At 54.3% G+C, this 13,212-nt stretch carries 13 protein-coding genes and 1 pseudogene; 4 read left to right on the plus strand and 10 right to left on the minus strand.

The annotated features are described in order from the left end of the window. Positions 1–2 precede the first annotated feature (2 nt). From EoCCA6_RS07155 to rppH, 8 genes are all read right to left on the minus strand, one after another. A complete protein-coding gene (locus EoCCA6_RS07155; RefSeq protein WP_152082086.1) occupies positions 3–326 on the minus strand; it encodes a prepilin-type N-terminal cleavage/methylation domain-containing protein in 324 nt (107 codons plus the stop codon). Continuing rightward, positions 311–712 carry a DUF2509 family protein gene (locus EoCCA6_RS07160; RefSeq protein WP_152082087.1) on the minus strand — a complete coding sequence of 134 codons (402 nt, stop codon included), beginning with the start codon at positions 710–712 and terminating at the stop codon, positions 311–313. The genes EoCCA6_RS07155 and EoCCA6_RS07160 overlap by 16 nt, the downstream gene beginning before the upstream one ends. Further along, positions 709–1,269, minus strand: coding sequence for a prepilin peptidase-dependent protein (locus EoCCA6_RS07165; RefSeq protein ID WP_152082088.1), 561 nt, complete (start codon positions 1,267–1,269; stop codon positions 709–711). The genes EoCCA6_RS07160 and EoCCA6_RS07165 overlap by 4 nt, the downstream gene beginning before the upstream one ends. Then, positions 1,260–1,724, minus strand: a complete 465-nt coding sequence (locus EoCCA6_RS07170) for a prepilin peptidase-dependent protein (RefSeq protein WP_152082089.1) — start codon at positions 1,722–1,724, stop codon at positions 1,260–1,262. Before EoCCA6_RS07170 ends, EoCCA6_RS07165 begins: the two co-directional genes overlap by 10 nt. 184 nt (positions 1,725–1,908) lie before the next feature. Beyond that, positions 1,909–2,703 (minus strand): thymidylate synthase, encoded by a 795-nt coding sequence (gene thyA / locus EoCCA6_RS07175; protein WP_152082090.1) that lies wholly within the window; start codon positions 2,701–2,703, stop codon positions 1,909–1,911. A 6-nt stretch (positions 2,704–2,709) separates the two neighbouring features. Then, the gene (gene lgt / locus EoCCA6_RS07180; protein ID WP_152082091.1) at positions 2,710–3,585 is read right to left on the minus strand and encodes a prolipoprotein diacylglyceryl transferase; all 876 of its coding nucleotides are present in this window, start codon (positions 3,583–3,585) and stop codon (positions 2,710–2,712) included. Between the two features lie 160 nt (positions 3,586–3,745). After that, the gene (gene ptsP, locus EoCCA6_RS07185; protein WP_152082092.1) at positions 3,746–5,992 is read right to left on the minus strand and encodes a phosphoenolpyruvate--protein phosphotransferase; all 2,247 of its coding nucleotides are present in this window, start codon (positions 5,990–5,992) and stop codon (positions 3,746–3,748) included. 12 nt (positions 5,993–6,004) lie between these two features. Beyond that, the gene (gene rppH / locus EoCCA6_RS07190; RefSeq protein WP_125914896.1) at positions 6,005–6,535 is read right to left on the minus strand and encodes an RNA pyrophosphohydrolase; all 531 of its coding nucleotides are present in this window, start codon (positions 6,533–6,535) and stop codon (positions 6,005–6,007) included. Positions 6,536–6,989: 454 nt separating this feature from the next. Here rppH and EoCCA6_RS21655 point away from each other — a divergent pair. The 4 genes and pseudogenes from EoCCA6_RS21655 to EoCCA6_RS07205 form a co-directional block, all read left to right on the plus strand. Continuing rightward, positions 6,990–7,064 (plus strand): annotated as a pseudogene (locus EoCCA6_RS21655) (hypothetical protein); the annotation flags it as partial. A gap of 154 nt (positions 7,065–7,218) precedes the next feature. Then, positions 7,219–7,911 carry a DNA mismatch repair endonuclease MutH gene (mutH, locus tag EoCCA6_RS07195; RefSeq protein WP_152082093.1) on the plus strand — a complete coding sequence of 231 codons (693 nt, stop codon included), beginning with the start codon at positions 7,219–7,221 and terminating at the stop codon, positions 7,909–7,911. A gap of 128 nt (positions 7,912–8,039) precedes the next feature. Further along, entirely contained in the window at positions 8,040–8,258 is a 219-nt protein-coding gene (locus tag EoCCA6_RS07200) for a YgdI/YgdR family lipoprotein (protein WP_152082094.1), read from the plus strand. A 131-nt stretch (positions 8,259–8,389) separates the two neighbouring features. Further along, the gene (locus EoCCA6_RS07205) at positions 8,390–9,430 is read left to right on the plus strand and encodes an NADP(H)-dependent aldo-keto reductase (protein ID WP_152082095.1); all 1,041 of its coding nucleotides are present in this window, start codon (positions 8,390–8,392) and stop codon (positions 9,428–9,430) included. A 106-nt stretch (positions 9,431–9,536) separates the two neighbouring features. Here the strand turns inward: EoCCA6_RS07205 and lplT are convergent, their stop codons facing one another. Next, on the minus strand, positions 9,537–10,730 hold the full coding sequence (gene lplT, locus EoCCA6_RS07210) for a lysophospholipid transporter LplT (protein WP_152082096.1): 1,194 nt from the start codon (positions 10,728–10,730) through the stop codon (positions 9,537–9,539). Next, positions 10,723–12,882: a bifunctional acyl-ACP--phospholipid O-acyltransferase/long-chain-fatty-acid--ACP ligase gene (aas, locus tag EoCCA6_RS07215; protein ID WP_152082097.1), complete on the minus strand. Its 2,160-nt coding sequence runs from the start codon at positions 12,880–12,882 to the stop codon at positions 10,723–10,725. Before aas ends, lplT begins: the two co-directional genes overlap by 8 nt. Positions 12,883–13,212: the final 330 nt, after the last annotated feature.

The raw sequence follows: 13,212 nt of genomic DNA on the forward strand, positions 1-13,212 counted from the left end.
GACTACTGGCTAACCGGGCAATGCAGCTGTGACATCTCGCCGCGCCGCCCCAGAGGAGAAATAATGGTAACCGTGATGCTGACACATCCGGACTGCGTTGTCTGCCCCCGACTGACTCGCCAGCCTGCTGGTTGCGCAATTGTTGAGAGCTGAGACAAATTCCAGGCATGGTGCCAAAGCTGGCGATACTGATTCAGCAGTGCAAACCGGGAGGCCAGTGCGCGGTGATAGCCGGATAATGCCGTCACAACCACAACAAGAAGCATCATCGCCAGCAGCACTTCAACCATGCTAAATCCTTTTTGTCTGTTCAGGGCAACTGGCATAGTGAATTTTCCTTAAGCGGGCAGAAATCGCTCCAGCCATGGGCTGAGAAGCGTATATGGCCGTCGCTAACTTCTCCTGCGCGCCACAATAATTGATCGTGCCCCCCGGCTATCAGCAAAACGCGCGACTCATTCAGCAACCGCAAACAGACTCGCCACGCAGTCGTCTTTTTGCACTGAACCGCTGGCTGTAGCGACCAGTGTTGAACGCGTCCCCACTCCAGCGCGGACTGGATGGCGGCTTGCTGTCGAATGGAAAGGCTTTCACCGCCCACCAGCGTACTGAAGGTTTCAAGCTGCTGGTTAAGGCCGGTGAGGATCAACGTGCCGAGCACCAACAAAAGCAAGACTAACGCCAGCGACGACATTCCTTTCTGACGGTTCACAGATTAAATCCCCTGACCGAGTAGTCAGCCCAAAAGGGTGCGGTTAATTGTCCTTTGCGAAGGGCTGCTATCTTAATATTCAACTCTGGCGCGAAACCTGTGTGCTCGGTTTTACGTACCACAAACTGCTGGATCACAAGCCTGTCCGGGTCGGTGAGTTTTTCCCACCCTTTGCCTTCGCAGGATGTCGCTCCCCGCAGCGCCTCCAGCGCCCCGGACTCCAGGCGAAATCCCGTGCTGTCGTTTTCGGACGCAGAGACGTCCCAGTAGCCGTTACTGTTAGCATCCCACTGCACTATCACGCACTCTCCTTTCCTGCCAATGACCAGCCCCTGCCCCTGGCAATCGCCTGCGCAGTATCCCGCTCGCTGGAGCTGCTTACCGATTGCAAACAGGCTCTGCCAGACCTCCTCTTCAAGCTCCTGTTGGCCGGATTGCAGCAAAACAGCCTGCTGTAAACCCGGTAAAAACCGCGATGTGCTTAACAACAAAATACTGCTTATCGCCATAGCGATAAGCACCTCAGTGAGTGAAAAACCTCGCTGGTTCAACGACATGAATTTTCTCCTGTGCTATTGCACACCCTGATACGGCCGCCGCTGGAGACAATAACGAACCACTTCCCCGCCCGACTTTGCAGGCCGATCCTTCCAGCCCATGCCGTATCCCTTAAGCCGTAGAAGCCCAGTGAAGGCGTTATCTCGCTCAGTGTGACCTCCGGCCAGAGCATCCTGAGGACGAAGGGGCTCCTGTTTTCACAGGCCATGGCTGGCGTGCTCGACAGGCAACTCTGCTGCCCATCTTGTTGTAGCGTGATTAGGTGATCCCGGTTATACCGGTTCGCGTCGTTACGCAAAAACACCAGGTAATCACGCACCTGCATAGCGGTTTGCCACAACCTCTGTTGTCGTTGCCAGCTGTCCCAGCCATATAGCCCTGTGGCACTGAGGATCACGACCAGCGCAATGGCGACAAGCGTTTCGATAAGCGTAAAACCGTTCTTTTTGTTCATGGCAGGAGTGTGGCGAAGTGCGGGAAAAGCAGCGAGCGTTAAAACTGGACTTTACGAGCCGCTATCCAGAGAAAATCGCCTGTTGCATGACGTTGCATAATCCCTGGATAGAGGCTCGAAAAACAGAACGAGGGCGAAAAAAAACCGGCGCTAAAGAGCACCGGTTGTGACAGGATGTGCCGTATCAGATCGCGACAGGCGCTTTGATGCCCGGATGCGGGTCGTAACCTTCAATCTCGAAATCTTCAAAGCGGTAATCGAAGATGGATTCCGGTTTACGTTTAATCACCAGTTTCGGTAATGCACGCGGTTCACGGGTCAACTGAAGATGAGTCTGTTCCATATGGTTGCTGTAAAGGTGGGTATCACCGCCAGTCCAGACAAAATCACCCACGTCAAGATCACACTGCTGCGCCATCATATGCACCAGCAGTGCGTAGCTCGCAATGTTAAACGGCAGGCCGAGGAACACATCGCAGGAGCGCTGATACAGCTGGCAAGAGAGCTTTCCGTCCGCCACGTAGAACTGGAAAAACGCATGGCACGGTGCCAGCGCCATTTTGTCCAGCTCACCCACGTTCCAGGCGGAAACGATAATCCGGCGCGAGTCCGGGTCGTTTTTCAGCTGGTTAAGCACAGTGGTGATCTGATCAATATGACGACCGTCTGGCGTTGGCCATGCGCGCCACTGTTTGCCATATACCGGGCCGAGGTTGCCGTTTTCATCTGCCCATTCGTCCCAGATAGAGACGTTGTTTTCATGCAGATACGCAACGTTGGTATCGCCTTGCAGGAACCAGAGCAGTTCATGAATGATCGAGCGCAGATGGCAGCGCTTTGTCGTCACCAGAGGAAAGCCTTCTTGCAGATTGAAGCGCATCTGGTGGCCAAAAATGGAGAGCGTCCCGGTGCCGGTGCGGTCGTTTTTCGGCGTGCCCTCATCGAGCACTTTTTTCATCAATTCAAGATACTGTTTCATGATTCCTCAGGAAAGTTGTTGCTGTGGACGACGACGATACGCCCAAATCATCATAATGGCACCCGCGACAATCATCGGAATGGAGAGGATCTGCCCCATACTGATGTACTGCACCCACTCGCCGGTAAACTGTGCATCCGGCTGGCGGAAGAACTCGACGATGATACGGAACGCGCCGTAGCCGATCAGGAACAGGCCAGAAACAGCCCCCATCGGGCGCGGTTTACGGATAAACAGATTCAGGATGATAAACAGTACCACGCCTTCCAGCGCCAGCTCATAAAGCTGAGACATGTGACGCGGCAGAACGCCGTAAGTGTCGAAAAGGGATTGCCATTCCGGGTGTGACGGCAGCAGCGCGATATCTTCTGCACGAGAGCCAGGGAATAGCATGGTAAAGGAAACGCTCGGATCGACACGTCCCCACAACTCACCGTTAATGAAGTTGCCCAGTCGACCCGCGCCCAGCCCGAACGGGATCAGCGGTGCAATAAAATCAGCCACCTGGAAGAAGTTACGTTTGGTGCGTTTGGCAAAGATCACCATCACCAGGATCACGCCAATCAGCCCGCCGTGGAAGGACATACCGCCGTCCCAGACGCGGAACAGATAGAGTGGATCGCTCAGGAATACCGGGAAGTTGTAGAACAGCACGTAACCGATACGGCCGCCCAGGAACACGCCGAGGAAGCCCGCATACAGCAGGTTTTCCACTTCGTTCTTCGTCCAGCCACTGCCGGGACGGCTGGCGCGACGGCCTGCAAGCCACATGGCAAAAACGAAGCCCACCAGGTACATTAACCCGTACCAGTGAAGCGCTACAGGTCCAACTGAGAAAATAACCGGATCGAATTCCGGAAAATGCAGATAACCACTGTTCATCTGTCACCACAAGATGTTGTTATTCCGCTGAAAGTGGACAGCGGTAGAATTGCGTTCCCGCCGTTGGCAGGTGCTCCAAAGTTGCGAATCATAGCATAAGGCAGGCGCAGGGGATGCGCCTGAGATGTAAAAGATGTGTATAGAATCGGGAGCAGAATAACTAGCGGCCACCGCGGATCAGGCCACCCATACCGCGCCGCTCCATAAACGCAGCGACCTGATGCCGCACTTCGGTTGCCAGCTGTGCGTCCAGGCTGCGTGCAGCCAGTTCCTGAGCGTCTTCAATTTCAATATGACGTAACAGGTATTTCACACGAGCAACAGAACGACCGTTCATTGACAGGTGACGGAACCCCAGGCCAATCAGAATAGCAACACACATTGAATCCCCGGCCATTTCACCACACAGACGCAAATCAAGGCCGTGCTGTTCAGCTTCACGGGCGATCATCGCCAGTGCGCGGAGCATGGCCGGATGCAGGCTGTCGTAAATACTGGCTACACGCGTGTTATTACGATCGACAGCCAGAATATATTGCGTCAAATCGTTGGTACCAACAGAGATAAAATCGACGCGGTTTGCCAGTTGCGGCAGCATAAAGACCATTGACGGCACTTCGAGCATCACGCCGATACGTGGTTTTGGGATCGCATAGCCGATCATCTCCTCGACTTCGCGACCCGCACGCTCGATCAGGCGTCGTGCTTCGTCGATCTCGTCAATGCTGGTGACCATCGGCAGTAAAATGCTGAGGTTGCCGGTCGCCGCATTGGCGCGCAGCATAGCGCGCACCTGGATCAGGAAGATCTCAGGCTGATCGAGCGTAATGCGTATCCCCCGCCAGCCGAGACACGGGTTCTCTTCGCTGATCGGCATGTACGGCAGTTGTTTATCCGCCCCGACGTCCAGTGTACGCAGGGTGACAGGTTTGTCGTTAAACATCTGCAACATACCCTGATACTGCGCGACCTGCTCCTCTTCAGACGGGAAGCCGCTTTGCAGCATGAACGGAATTTCGGTGCGGTAAAGACCGATGCCGTCGATTCGACTGCCGAGCTTCTCTTCGTGTTCGGGGCTTAAACCGGCATTGAGCATCACCTTGATCCGCTCGCCGCTTTTCAGCTGTGCGGGCAGGTTAACGTCATCTTCCGCCAGCTTGCTTAATTCATTCTCTTCGCTGATAAGGCGCTGGTATTCCTGCAGCAGTACCGGCTCAGGATCGACCAGAAGCTCACCGCGATACCCGTCCACGACCAGAGTACGCCGGTGCAGAACCGAAGGCTGAATATCCGCGCCCATAACGGTCGGGATACCGAGTGCGCGTACCATAATGGCCGCATGGGAGTTAGCGGCACCGTCTCGCACCACCACGCCCGCAAGCCTGTCCTGAGGCAGTTCAGCAAGCGTTGTAGCAGAAAGCTCATCGGCAACCAGCACAAACCGTTTAGGCCAGGCATTTGCCCCCTGAATGGTATCGTCGAGATGGAACAGCAACCGCTGCCCCAGGGTGCGGAGATCGCCCGCACGCTCTTTCAGATAGCCGTCGGTCAGCGCCGCAAACTGCTCAGCAAATTTCTCGATGACTTTTTTAACGGCCCATTCCGCGACCGAGCCTTTATCCACCTCAGCAAACAGTTCCCGACGCAGGCGTGCGTCGGAAAGCAGGTGCGAGTAAAGGTCAAAAATGGCCGCCGTCTCTTTTTGCGCACCTGCCGCAAAGCGTTTGCTGTAACGGCGAAACTCGTTCGCCGCCTCTTCCAGCGCGGCGGTCAGGCGTTCACGCTCAAGTGCTGCATCAAGCGTGGAAGCCTCGTAAACCTGCTCCATCAACGGCAGCGTGGCGTCCATCCAGCCTTCAGCAATCGCCACGCCCGGCGAGGCCGGAAGTGCACGAATACGCGTATGGCGATACTGGCCAAAGAGCGCAGCCAGCTGAGACTGGGATAGGATCGCCGCCATCTGGGTTGCCAGCGTCACGAGGAAGGACTCTTCGCTTTCGTCGTACTGACGTAGTTCACGTTGCTGAACAACAAGCACGCCAAGTAGCTGGCGACGCTGAATTATGGGCACGCCCAGGAAAGCACGGAAGCGCTCTTCTTTTACGGAAGGGATATATTTAAAGCTGGGGTGTTTTTGCGCATCAGCGAGGTTGATGGGTTCCGCCAAGCGCCCGACCAGGCCCACAATGCCTTCATCAAACGCGAGCGTAACGGTACGCCCCCGTGGTTTTTTCAAACCACGGGTCGCCATCAGGTAATAGCAGCGCCGATCGTGGTCGGCCAGATATACCGAACAAACTTCGGTTTCCATCGCAAGACAGATGTCGGTCACCAGAATGTTCAGCGCCTCGTTCAGGCGAGGCGCACTGGCGACCTTCTCGACTATTTCTCGCAAGCGGGTGAGCATGATTTGCGTAGCTTAACCTCTTTTACGTCGCCAGGCAGGTGCGCTCTGCGGCTTAGGAGGGGCCTCCTGAAGCTGCATAACAACACTTGCAAACTCTTTCATCACCCTACGGTAAACATCGCGCTTAAATGACACGACCTGACGAACAGGATACCAGTAGCTTACCCAGCGCCAGCCATCAAACTCCGGCGTACTGCTGGTTTGCATATTGATATCTGAATCGTTGCCCACCAACTGCAGCAGAAACCATTTTTGTTTCTGGCCGATACAAACCGGCTTTGTGTCCCAACGCACCAAACGTTTCGGTAACTTGTAACGCAACCAGTTGCGGGTCGAAGCCAGGATGCGAACATCTTTTCGGCTTAAACCGACCTCTTCAAACAGCTCCCGGTACATCGCTTGTTCTGGGGACTCCCCTGGATTGATCCCGCCTTGCGGGAACTGCCAGGAGTGCTGACCATATCGTCGGGCCCACATCACCTGGCCCTGACGATTACAAATTACTATCCCGACGTTCGGGCGGTAGCCATCGTCATCAATCACCGGACTACCCCAAACTAAACCTTATATATGAATGATTGTTTCACACTACAGGGAGGCGGTAAACCACTCTCTTACGGGCCTGTAACCTAATAACATTTGAATAACTCACAAATAAAGGGCGAGTTATAAACAGATGAGGCACCGCAAAGGCAATTTTATTCACCTTTTCTGTGGATATAGTTGTGAAGAAGTACGGAATTACCGATGAACAACCTGAAAACCATGCAATATCACCACTGTGACATCAAAAAATAATTTTATTATTTTCATCCAGTTAATGACGTTTTGATTGTGCAAATGGTGAATAACGTGATGATCGTCACATCAGCGATCCTCGTGCTGATGAAAGATCGAACAGTGTCGGTTTTATCCACAGATTGTGCCAATAAGTTAGGCACAATCTGTGTGAAAATTCGATTTTCGTCGCACGTCAAGGCTGTAAATTGAAACAGTAGTGAGGGTTATTCCCAGTTATCCCACTTTTCTGTGGATAACATGGTGTAAGATCCTGTTTATTGTCAGTGACCAGATTTGAACAACCTGCTTTTTGCGCACAGACCCTTTTCCCAGAAAAGATAAAAAAACATATAAATCATAGAGATGTGATATTTACGCAGAAAAAGTTAAACTCTGTCCACAGAGGGTAAATTATCAGTTCATTTTTTAATCAAAGGGTTAACTTCATGCTTTCGCTTGCGCCGCTCCTTTCTCCCCCTGCCAGTGAGGCTCAACTATTGCACCAGGCACAGCGTCTGGCCGGTTTTTCGCTGGGGGAACTGGCTTCGATGGCAGGTTTACCCATTCCAGAGGATCTCAAGCGCGATAAAGGCTGGATCGGTATGCTGCTGGAGCTTTGGCTGGGAGCGAGCGCAGGCAGTAAGCCGGAACAAGATTTCGCTGCACTGGGCGTTGAACTGAAAACGATCCCGGTAGACAGCCAGGGCAGGCCGCTGGAAACCACCTTTGTCTGCGTTGCGCCGTTAACGGGCAATAGCGGTGTGACCTGGGAAACCAGCCATGTTCGCCATAAGCTGAAACGGGTGCTATGGGTGCCCGTTGAAGGTGACAGACAAATCCCGCTGGCAGAGCGTCGCGTCGGCGCGCCTTTGCTCTGGAGCCCTGATGAAGAGGAAGAGAGGCAGCTTTGCCAGGACTGGGAAGAGCTGATGGATATGATTGTGCTGGGGCAGGTGGAGCGCATCACCGCCCGTCACGGCGAAGTGTTACAGCTGCGTCCGAAAGCCGCCAACAGCAAGGCGTTAACAGAAGCCGTCGGGGCGCGCGGCGAACCGATCCTGACGTTGCCACGCGGCTTCTACCTTAAAAAAAATTTCACCGGCGCACTGCTGGCACGCCATTTTTTACTAAAAACGTAGTTTTTTAACGGAAATTGAGCGCTATCAATCATATTTACGTTGTTTTTAAGATTTTACTACTTTTACCTGTCGTAATATCGGGTTATTACTACACTATGATTTGATACGAGCCAGTGAGGATGATAACGATGAAAAAATGGGCAGTGATAATCTCGGCGGTAGGTTTAGCGTTTGCGGTATCGGGTTGTAGCAGTGATTACGTTATGGCAACAAAAGACGGACGTATGATTTTGACCGATGGCAAACCTGAAGTCGACGACGACACCGGCCTGGTGAGCTACCGCGATCAGGAAGGTAATAAGATGCAGATCAATCGCGACGAAGTATCCCAGATCATCGAGCGATAAACGGATTAAGGTCAGTGGCTTGCTGGCCTCCTTGAATTTTTTCTTCCCCTTTTGCTTCCCCTCTGCCATGTTTATATTCCTTTGTCGGGAAGTTCCTGACGCGGTCTGTCTTTTAATGAAGGAAGCCGGCTATGCATTATCACCGTATCCCCCACAGCGCTCTGGAGATAAGCCAACTGGGGTTGGGCACGATGACATTTGGTGAACAAAACAGCGAAGCCGATGCCCATGCACAACTCGACTATGCCGTCAGCCAGGGGATTAACCTGATTGATGTTGCAGAGATGTACCCTGTGCCACCACGCCCGGAAACGCAAGGGCTAACCGAAACCTACGTCGGTAACTGGCTGGCAAAACGCGGCAATCGCGAAAAGCTGATTGTTGCCTCCAAAGTCAGCGGACCCTCCCGCAATAACGATGCCGGGATACGTCCGAACCAGATCCTCGATCGCAAGAATATCCACGCCGCGCTGGATGCCAGCCTTAAGCGGCTGCAAACCGACTATCTCGACCTTTACCAGGTGCACTGGCCGCAACGTCCCACTAACTGCTTTGGTAAGCTCGGCTACAGCTGGAACGAGAGCGCACCGGCCGTTACGCTGCTTGAAACGCTGGAAGCCCTGACTGAATGCCAGCGCGCGGGCAAGATCCGCTACATTGGTGTCTCAAACGAAACGGCGTTTGGTGTAATGCGTTACCTGCACCTGGCGGATAAACATGATTTGCCACGCATCGTTACCATCCAGAATCCCTATAGCCTGCTGAACCGCAGTTACGAAGTGGGCCTGGCAGAAGTCACGCAGTATGAAGAGGTGGAGTTGCTCGCCTACTCATGTCTGGGCTTTGGTACGCTGACCGGCAAATACCTGAACGGTGCGAAGCCTGCCGGAGCGCGTAATACCCTTTTCAGCCGTTTTACCCGTTACAGCGGCGAGCAGACGCAGAAAGCCGTTGCGGCCTATGTTGATATCGCGAAACGTCACGGCCTTGATCCCGCCCAGATGGCGCTGGCCTTCGTGCGTCGTCAACCGTTTGTCGCCAGCACCCTGCTGGGCGCGACGACAATGGAACAGTTGAAAACCAACATTGAAAGTTTCCATCTGAACCTGAGTGAAGAGGTATTAGCGGAGATTGAAGCGGTGCATCAGTTTTATACCTATCCGGCACCGTAAGTGGACGCTTTTGCCGGGTGGCGGATTCGCCTGACCCGGCCTACGTTTCGTGATGTTGGCGGATTTTGTAGGCCCGGTAAGGCAACGCCGCCACCGGGCACTGATATCAACGACGACGCTGCCAGATCCACAACCCGGCAATCGCCAGCGCGAACAGCGCGCCAAACCCGACGCCAATCCCCACCACTGGCGCACCCGCTTTTACTGCCAGCGAATAAAGCCCCAGCATTAACAGCATCGCCATGTTTTCACCAAGGTTTTGCACTGCAATAGCATTACCCGCCCCGACGGTCTGCTTGCCACGTTCCTGCAGTAGCGCATTCAGTGGCACGACAAAGAAACCACCCAGAATACCAATCAGGATCAGAAGCACATACGCTGGCAGCAACGCATGCTGGAGCGAGAAGAACAACACGCCGACGCCGATTAAAATCCCCGCAGGCATACAGCGTGCGACGGTCTCAAGCGTTACCAGTTTTGCCGCTGCCCCGGCACCGACGACAATCCCGACAGCGACCATCGCGTTCAGATAAGTTGGCGTGGCGTTGTCAGCAATACCCAGCGCGACTGGCACCCACAGCACCAGCAGGAAGCGGAGCGTCACGCCCGCGCCCCAGAACATGCTGGTGCCCATCAGCGAGAATCGCGTTTCACCGTTACGCCACAGTACGCGGCAGGCGTTAAAGAAACTGCCCGTCATCGGGGTAAAACGCCAGGATTGCCCCGGACGCGCCACCGGCAACGTCGGGATAAACAGGTTTGCGATAACCGCGCCGCCATACACCGCCGCACATACGCCAAGCGCGGCGAGCACATGCCAGTCCGCCAGCACCCCCCCCGCCACGGACCCCACCAGGATCGCCGCAATGGTGGAGGACTCCATCAGGCCATTGGCTTTCACCAGCTTGTCACCGGTCGTCAGTTCGCCCAGGATGCCATACTTCGCCGGAGAGTAGGCCGCCGCGCCTATCCCCACCAGCGTATAGCCGATAAACGGGTTGATACCCAAACAGATACTCGCCGCCCCCAACAGCTTAAGGCCGTTGGCAAACATCATTACCCGGCCTTTCGGGAAACTGTCCGCCACCTGCCCCACGAACGGCGCAAAGATAATGTAAGCACCCACAAACACCATCTGGAGGATCGGTTGGCTCCAGTCGGGATAAAATTCAGCTTTCAGCAGTGCCAGAGTGGCAAACAGCAGGGCGTTGTCGCCGAACGCAGAGAGAAACTGCGCGGCGATCACCGCCATCATGCCCTTCGACCAGAGTGAGGTGTTAGTGTGTACTGACTCACGCATTGTGCTGTTCCGCCTCTTCGACCATACCTTTCAGGGTCACGAAATCGGGTTTACCACTCCCCAACACCGGAAGCTGTTTGAGGTAGCGAATATCACGCGGCACCGCCAGTTCAGGAATGCCGTGTTCGCGGGCATACTTAAGCAGCTGCTCACGCTTAAGCTCGCTGTCGGTGGTAAAGAGCACCAGCGCTTCACCTTTGCTGGCATCGTTCTTCACCACCGTTGCATGCATCTTGTCGGCTGATACCGCCGTCGCCAGCAGTTCCACCATTTCGAGAGAGACCATTTCACCCGCAATTTTAGCAAAGCGTTTTGCACGTCCCTGAATCTGCACAAAACCCTGCTCATCGAAGCGAACGATATCGCCTGTGTCGTACCAGCCTGTCTCAACCTCGCCGTTGACGTTTTCCGCCGTCGGCGCTTCAAGCACGCCTGGGTTTTCCACGCGCAGGTAGCCATTCATCACATTCGGCCCTTTCAGCTGCAGACGCCCCCCCTCTTCAATCCCCGGTACCGCCAGCAGACGTGCATCCATCCCCGGCAGTATCCGCCCAACCGTACCCGGTTTCGCCGCCATCGGCACGTTGATAGAGACCACTGGCGCGCACTCTGTCACGCCATAGCCTTCCAGAATGCGCAGGCCAAACTTGTCCTGCCAGATCTGGCGCGTGCTGTCCTGCAGTTTTTCCGCACCCGCAACCACATAACGCACGCGGAAGAAATCATACGGATTGGCAAAGCGGGCGTAATTGCCGAGAAACGTTGAGGTACCGAACAGCACGGTGCAGTTACGGTCATACACCAGCTCCGGCACAACGCGGTAGTGCAGCGGGCTTGGATAGAGGAACACTTCAGCCCCGGTCAGCAGCGGCGTAAAGAGGCCGACGGTCAGGCCAAAGGAGTGAAACAGCGGCAGCGCCGACATAAAGCGGTCGTTTGCCGTAAAATCAGCGATGGTTTTGATCTGCTCGACGTTCGCCAGAATGCTTTTATGACTGTGCACAACGCCTTTCGGATTTCCTTCGGAACCCGAAGTAAAGAGGATAATCGCGTCATCTTCCGGCCGCTGTTTAACCTGCGCCAGGCGCGGCACAAGCAGGTGAGCAAATATCCACAGCTTATCACTCGTCGTCACGTCCGCTTTCAGATCTTCGAGGAAGACCCAGCGAACCTGAGTAAGTTGCTCCGGCAGATGCCACAGCTTGCCCTTGTCGAGAAACTGACGGGAAGTAAAGATAGTATTGATTTGCGCCGCGGTGATGGCGCTGGTCAGCCCTTTCACGCCCGCGGTGTAGTTCATCATCGCGGGAATACGGCCACGAGAAACGGCCCCGAAGATCACCGCTGCGCTGATCCCCGCGTTAGGCAGCATCAGGCCAATCTTTTCGCCCTGTTTGCTGTATTTCTCAAGAATACGCCCCACAAACAAGGTCTTGGTCAGCAGCTTACGGTACGTATCCGGCGTGAAGTTAATGTCCTCAATGCAGTTTTTCTTCGCGCCATAACGGTACTGTGCCGCCAGCAAAGATTCATACAGCGTTTCACGGGGACGAATTGCCATGCGCGCTTCCATCATTTTCTGATGCAGCATTTCACCGGCGATTTTACGGCGATCGCGCGCCCGCGGAGCCTCTGGCATCGGCAGTGATGTCGGCGGCAGAATATGCAGGGTGATTTTCGGGAACAGGCGTTGCTTCACCAGCCCTTTCAGGCGGCTGAAATGGGTAAGCTCCGCCCCTTCAATGCGCAGCGGCACAACGGTGGCTTTTGACTTCGCCGCAACAAAACCTGCGCCGTCATAAATTTTCATCAGCGAACCCGTTACCGAGATACGCCCTTCCGGGAAAATAACCACCGGACGCCCCTGCTCAACCAGGCGCACCAGATGCTTAATCATCATCGGTTTGGTCGGGTCGAGCGGCACAAAATCAATCAGCGGTGACAGCCAGCGCATGTACCATTTTTGGCTAATGGAGCTGTAAACCGCAAACACCGGACGCACAGGTAAAAACAGCGCCAGCAAAATGCCGTCAATAAAAGAAACGTGGTTTGGTGTGATAAGAACGCGTTCGCCGTGAAGCGCCTGGGTATCACCAGTTACGCGAATGCGAAAAAGAACACGAAACAGAGTACGGAAGAACCCAAATAGCATCTCAACTCCCTTTGCCAGCCGGTATGAAGGGTTATTAAATGGTGGCAGATTACACGAGAAGTGGTAAGGGAGCGACAGCAAAAATAGAGGCAAAAAAAAACCTGCGCATCCGCGCAGGTTGGTGCAAGAGATGAGTACGAAATCGTACTAAGAATTCTCACCAATCAATACCTCTGGGATCTTGATTGTGGCTGCTCGCCCTACGCTTCGCCAGCGAGAAAACGCAAGGGAATGAGCCTAAGTGCAACCAGGTGTGAATATTCTCAGTTGCTGTTACAGGTTGAACTTACAGGCAAAAAAAACCTGCGTAAAAACGCAGGTTGGTGTAAA

It is taken from the genome of Enterobacter oligotrophicus, assembly GCF_009176645.1.
In the GTDB taxonomy this organism is placed as follows: Bacteria; Pseudomonadota; Gammaproteobacteria; order Enterobacterales; family Enterobacteriaceae; genus Enterobacter; species Enterobacter oligotrophicus.

Excerpts from the sequence above, each read along its gene's own strand:
- EoCCA6_RS07155 (WP_152082086.1), bottom strand. The coding sequence starts at position 326 with ATGCCAGTTGCCCTGAACAGACAAAAAGGATTTAGCATGGTTGAAGTG.
- EoCCA6_RS07165 (WP_152082088.1), bottom strand. The coding sequence starts at position 1,269 with ATGTCGTTGAACCAGCGAGGTTTTTCACTCACTGAGGTGCTTATCGCT.
- EoCCA6_RS07170 (WP_152082089.1), bottom strand. The coding sequence starts at position 1,724 with ATGAACAAAAAGAACGGTTTTACGCTTATCGAAACGCTTGTCGCCATT.
- thyA (WP_152082090.1), bottom strand. The coding sequence starts at position 2,703 with ATGAAACAGTATCTTGAATTGATGAAAAAAGTGCTCGATGAGGGCACG.
- lgt (WP_152082091.1), bottom strand. The coding sequence starts at position 3,585 with ATGAACAGTGGTTATCTGCATTTTCCGGAATTCGATCCGGTTATTTTC.
- ptsP (WP_152082092.1), bottom strand. The coding sequence starts at position 5,992 with ATGCTCACCCGCTTGCGAGAAATAGTCGAGAAGGTCGCCAGTGCGCCT.
- mutH (WP_152082093.1), top strand. The coding sequence starts at position 7,219 with ATGCTTTCGCTTGCGCCGCTCCTTTCTCCCCCTGCCAGTGAGGCTCAA.
- EoCCA6_RS07200 (WP_152082094.1), top strand. The coding sequence starts at position 8,040 with ATGAAAAAATGGGCAGTGATAATCTCGGCGGTAGGTTTAGCGTTTGCG.
- EoCCA6_RS07205 (WP_152082095.1), top strand. The coding sequence starts at position 8,390 with ATGCATTATCACCGTATCCCCCACAGCGCTCTGGAGATAAGCCAACTG.
- lplT (WP_152082096.1), bottom strand. The coding sequence starts at position 10,730 with ATGCGTGAGTCAGTACACACTAACACCTCACTCTGGTCGAAGGGCATG.
- aas (WP_152082097.1), bottom strand. The coding sequence starts at position 12,882 with ATGCTATTTGGGTTCTTCCGTACTCTGTTTCGTGTTCTTTTTCGCATT.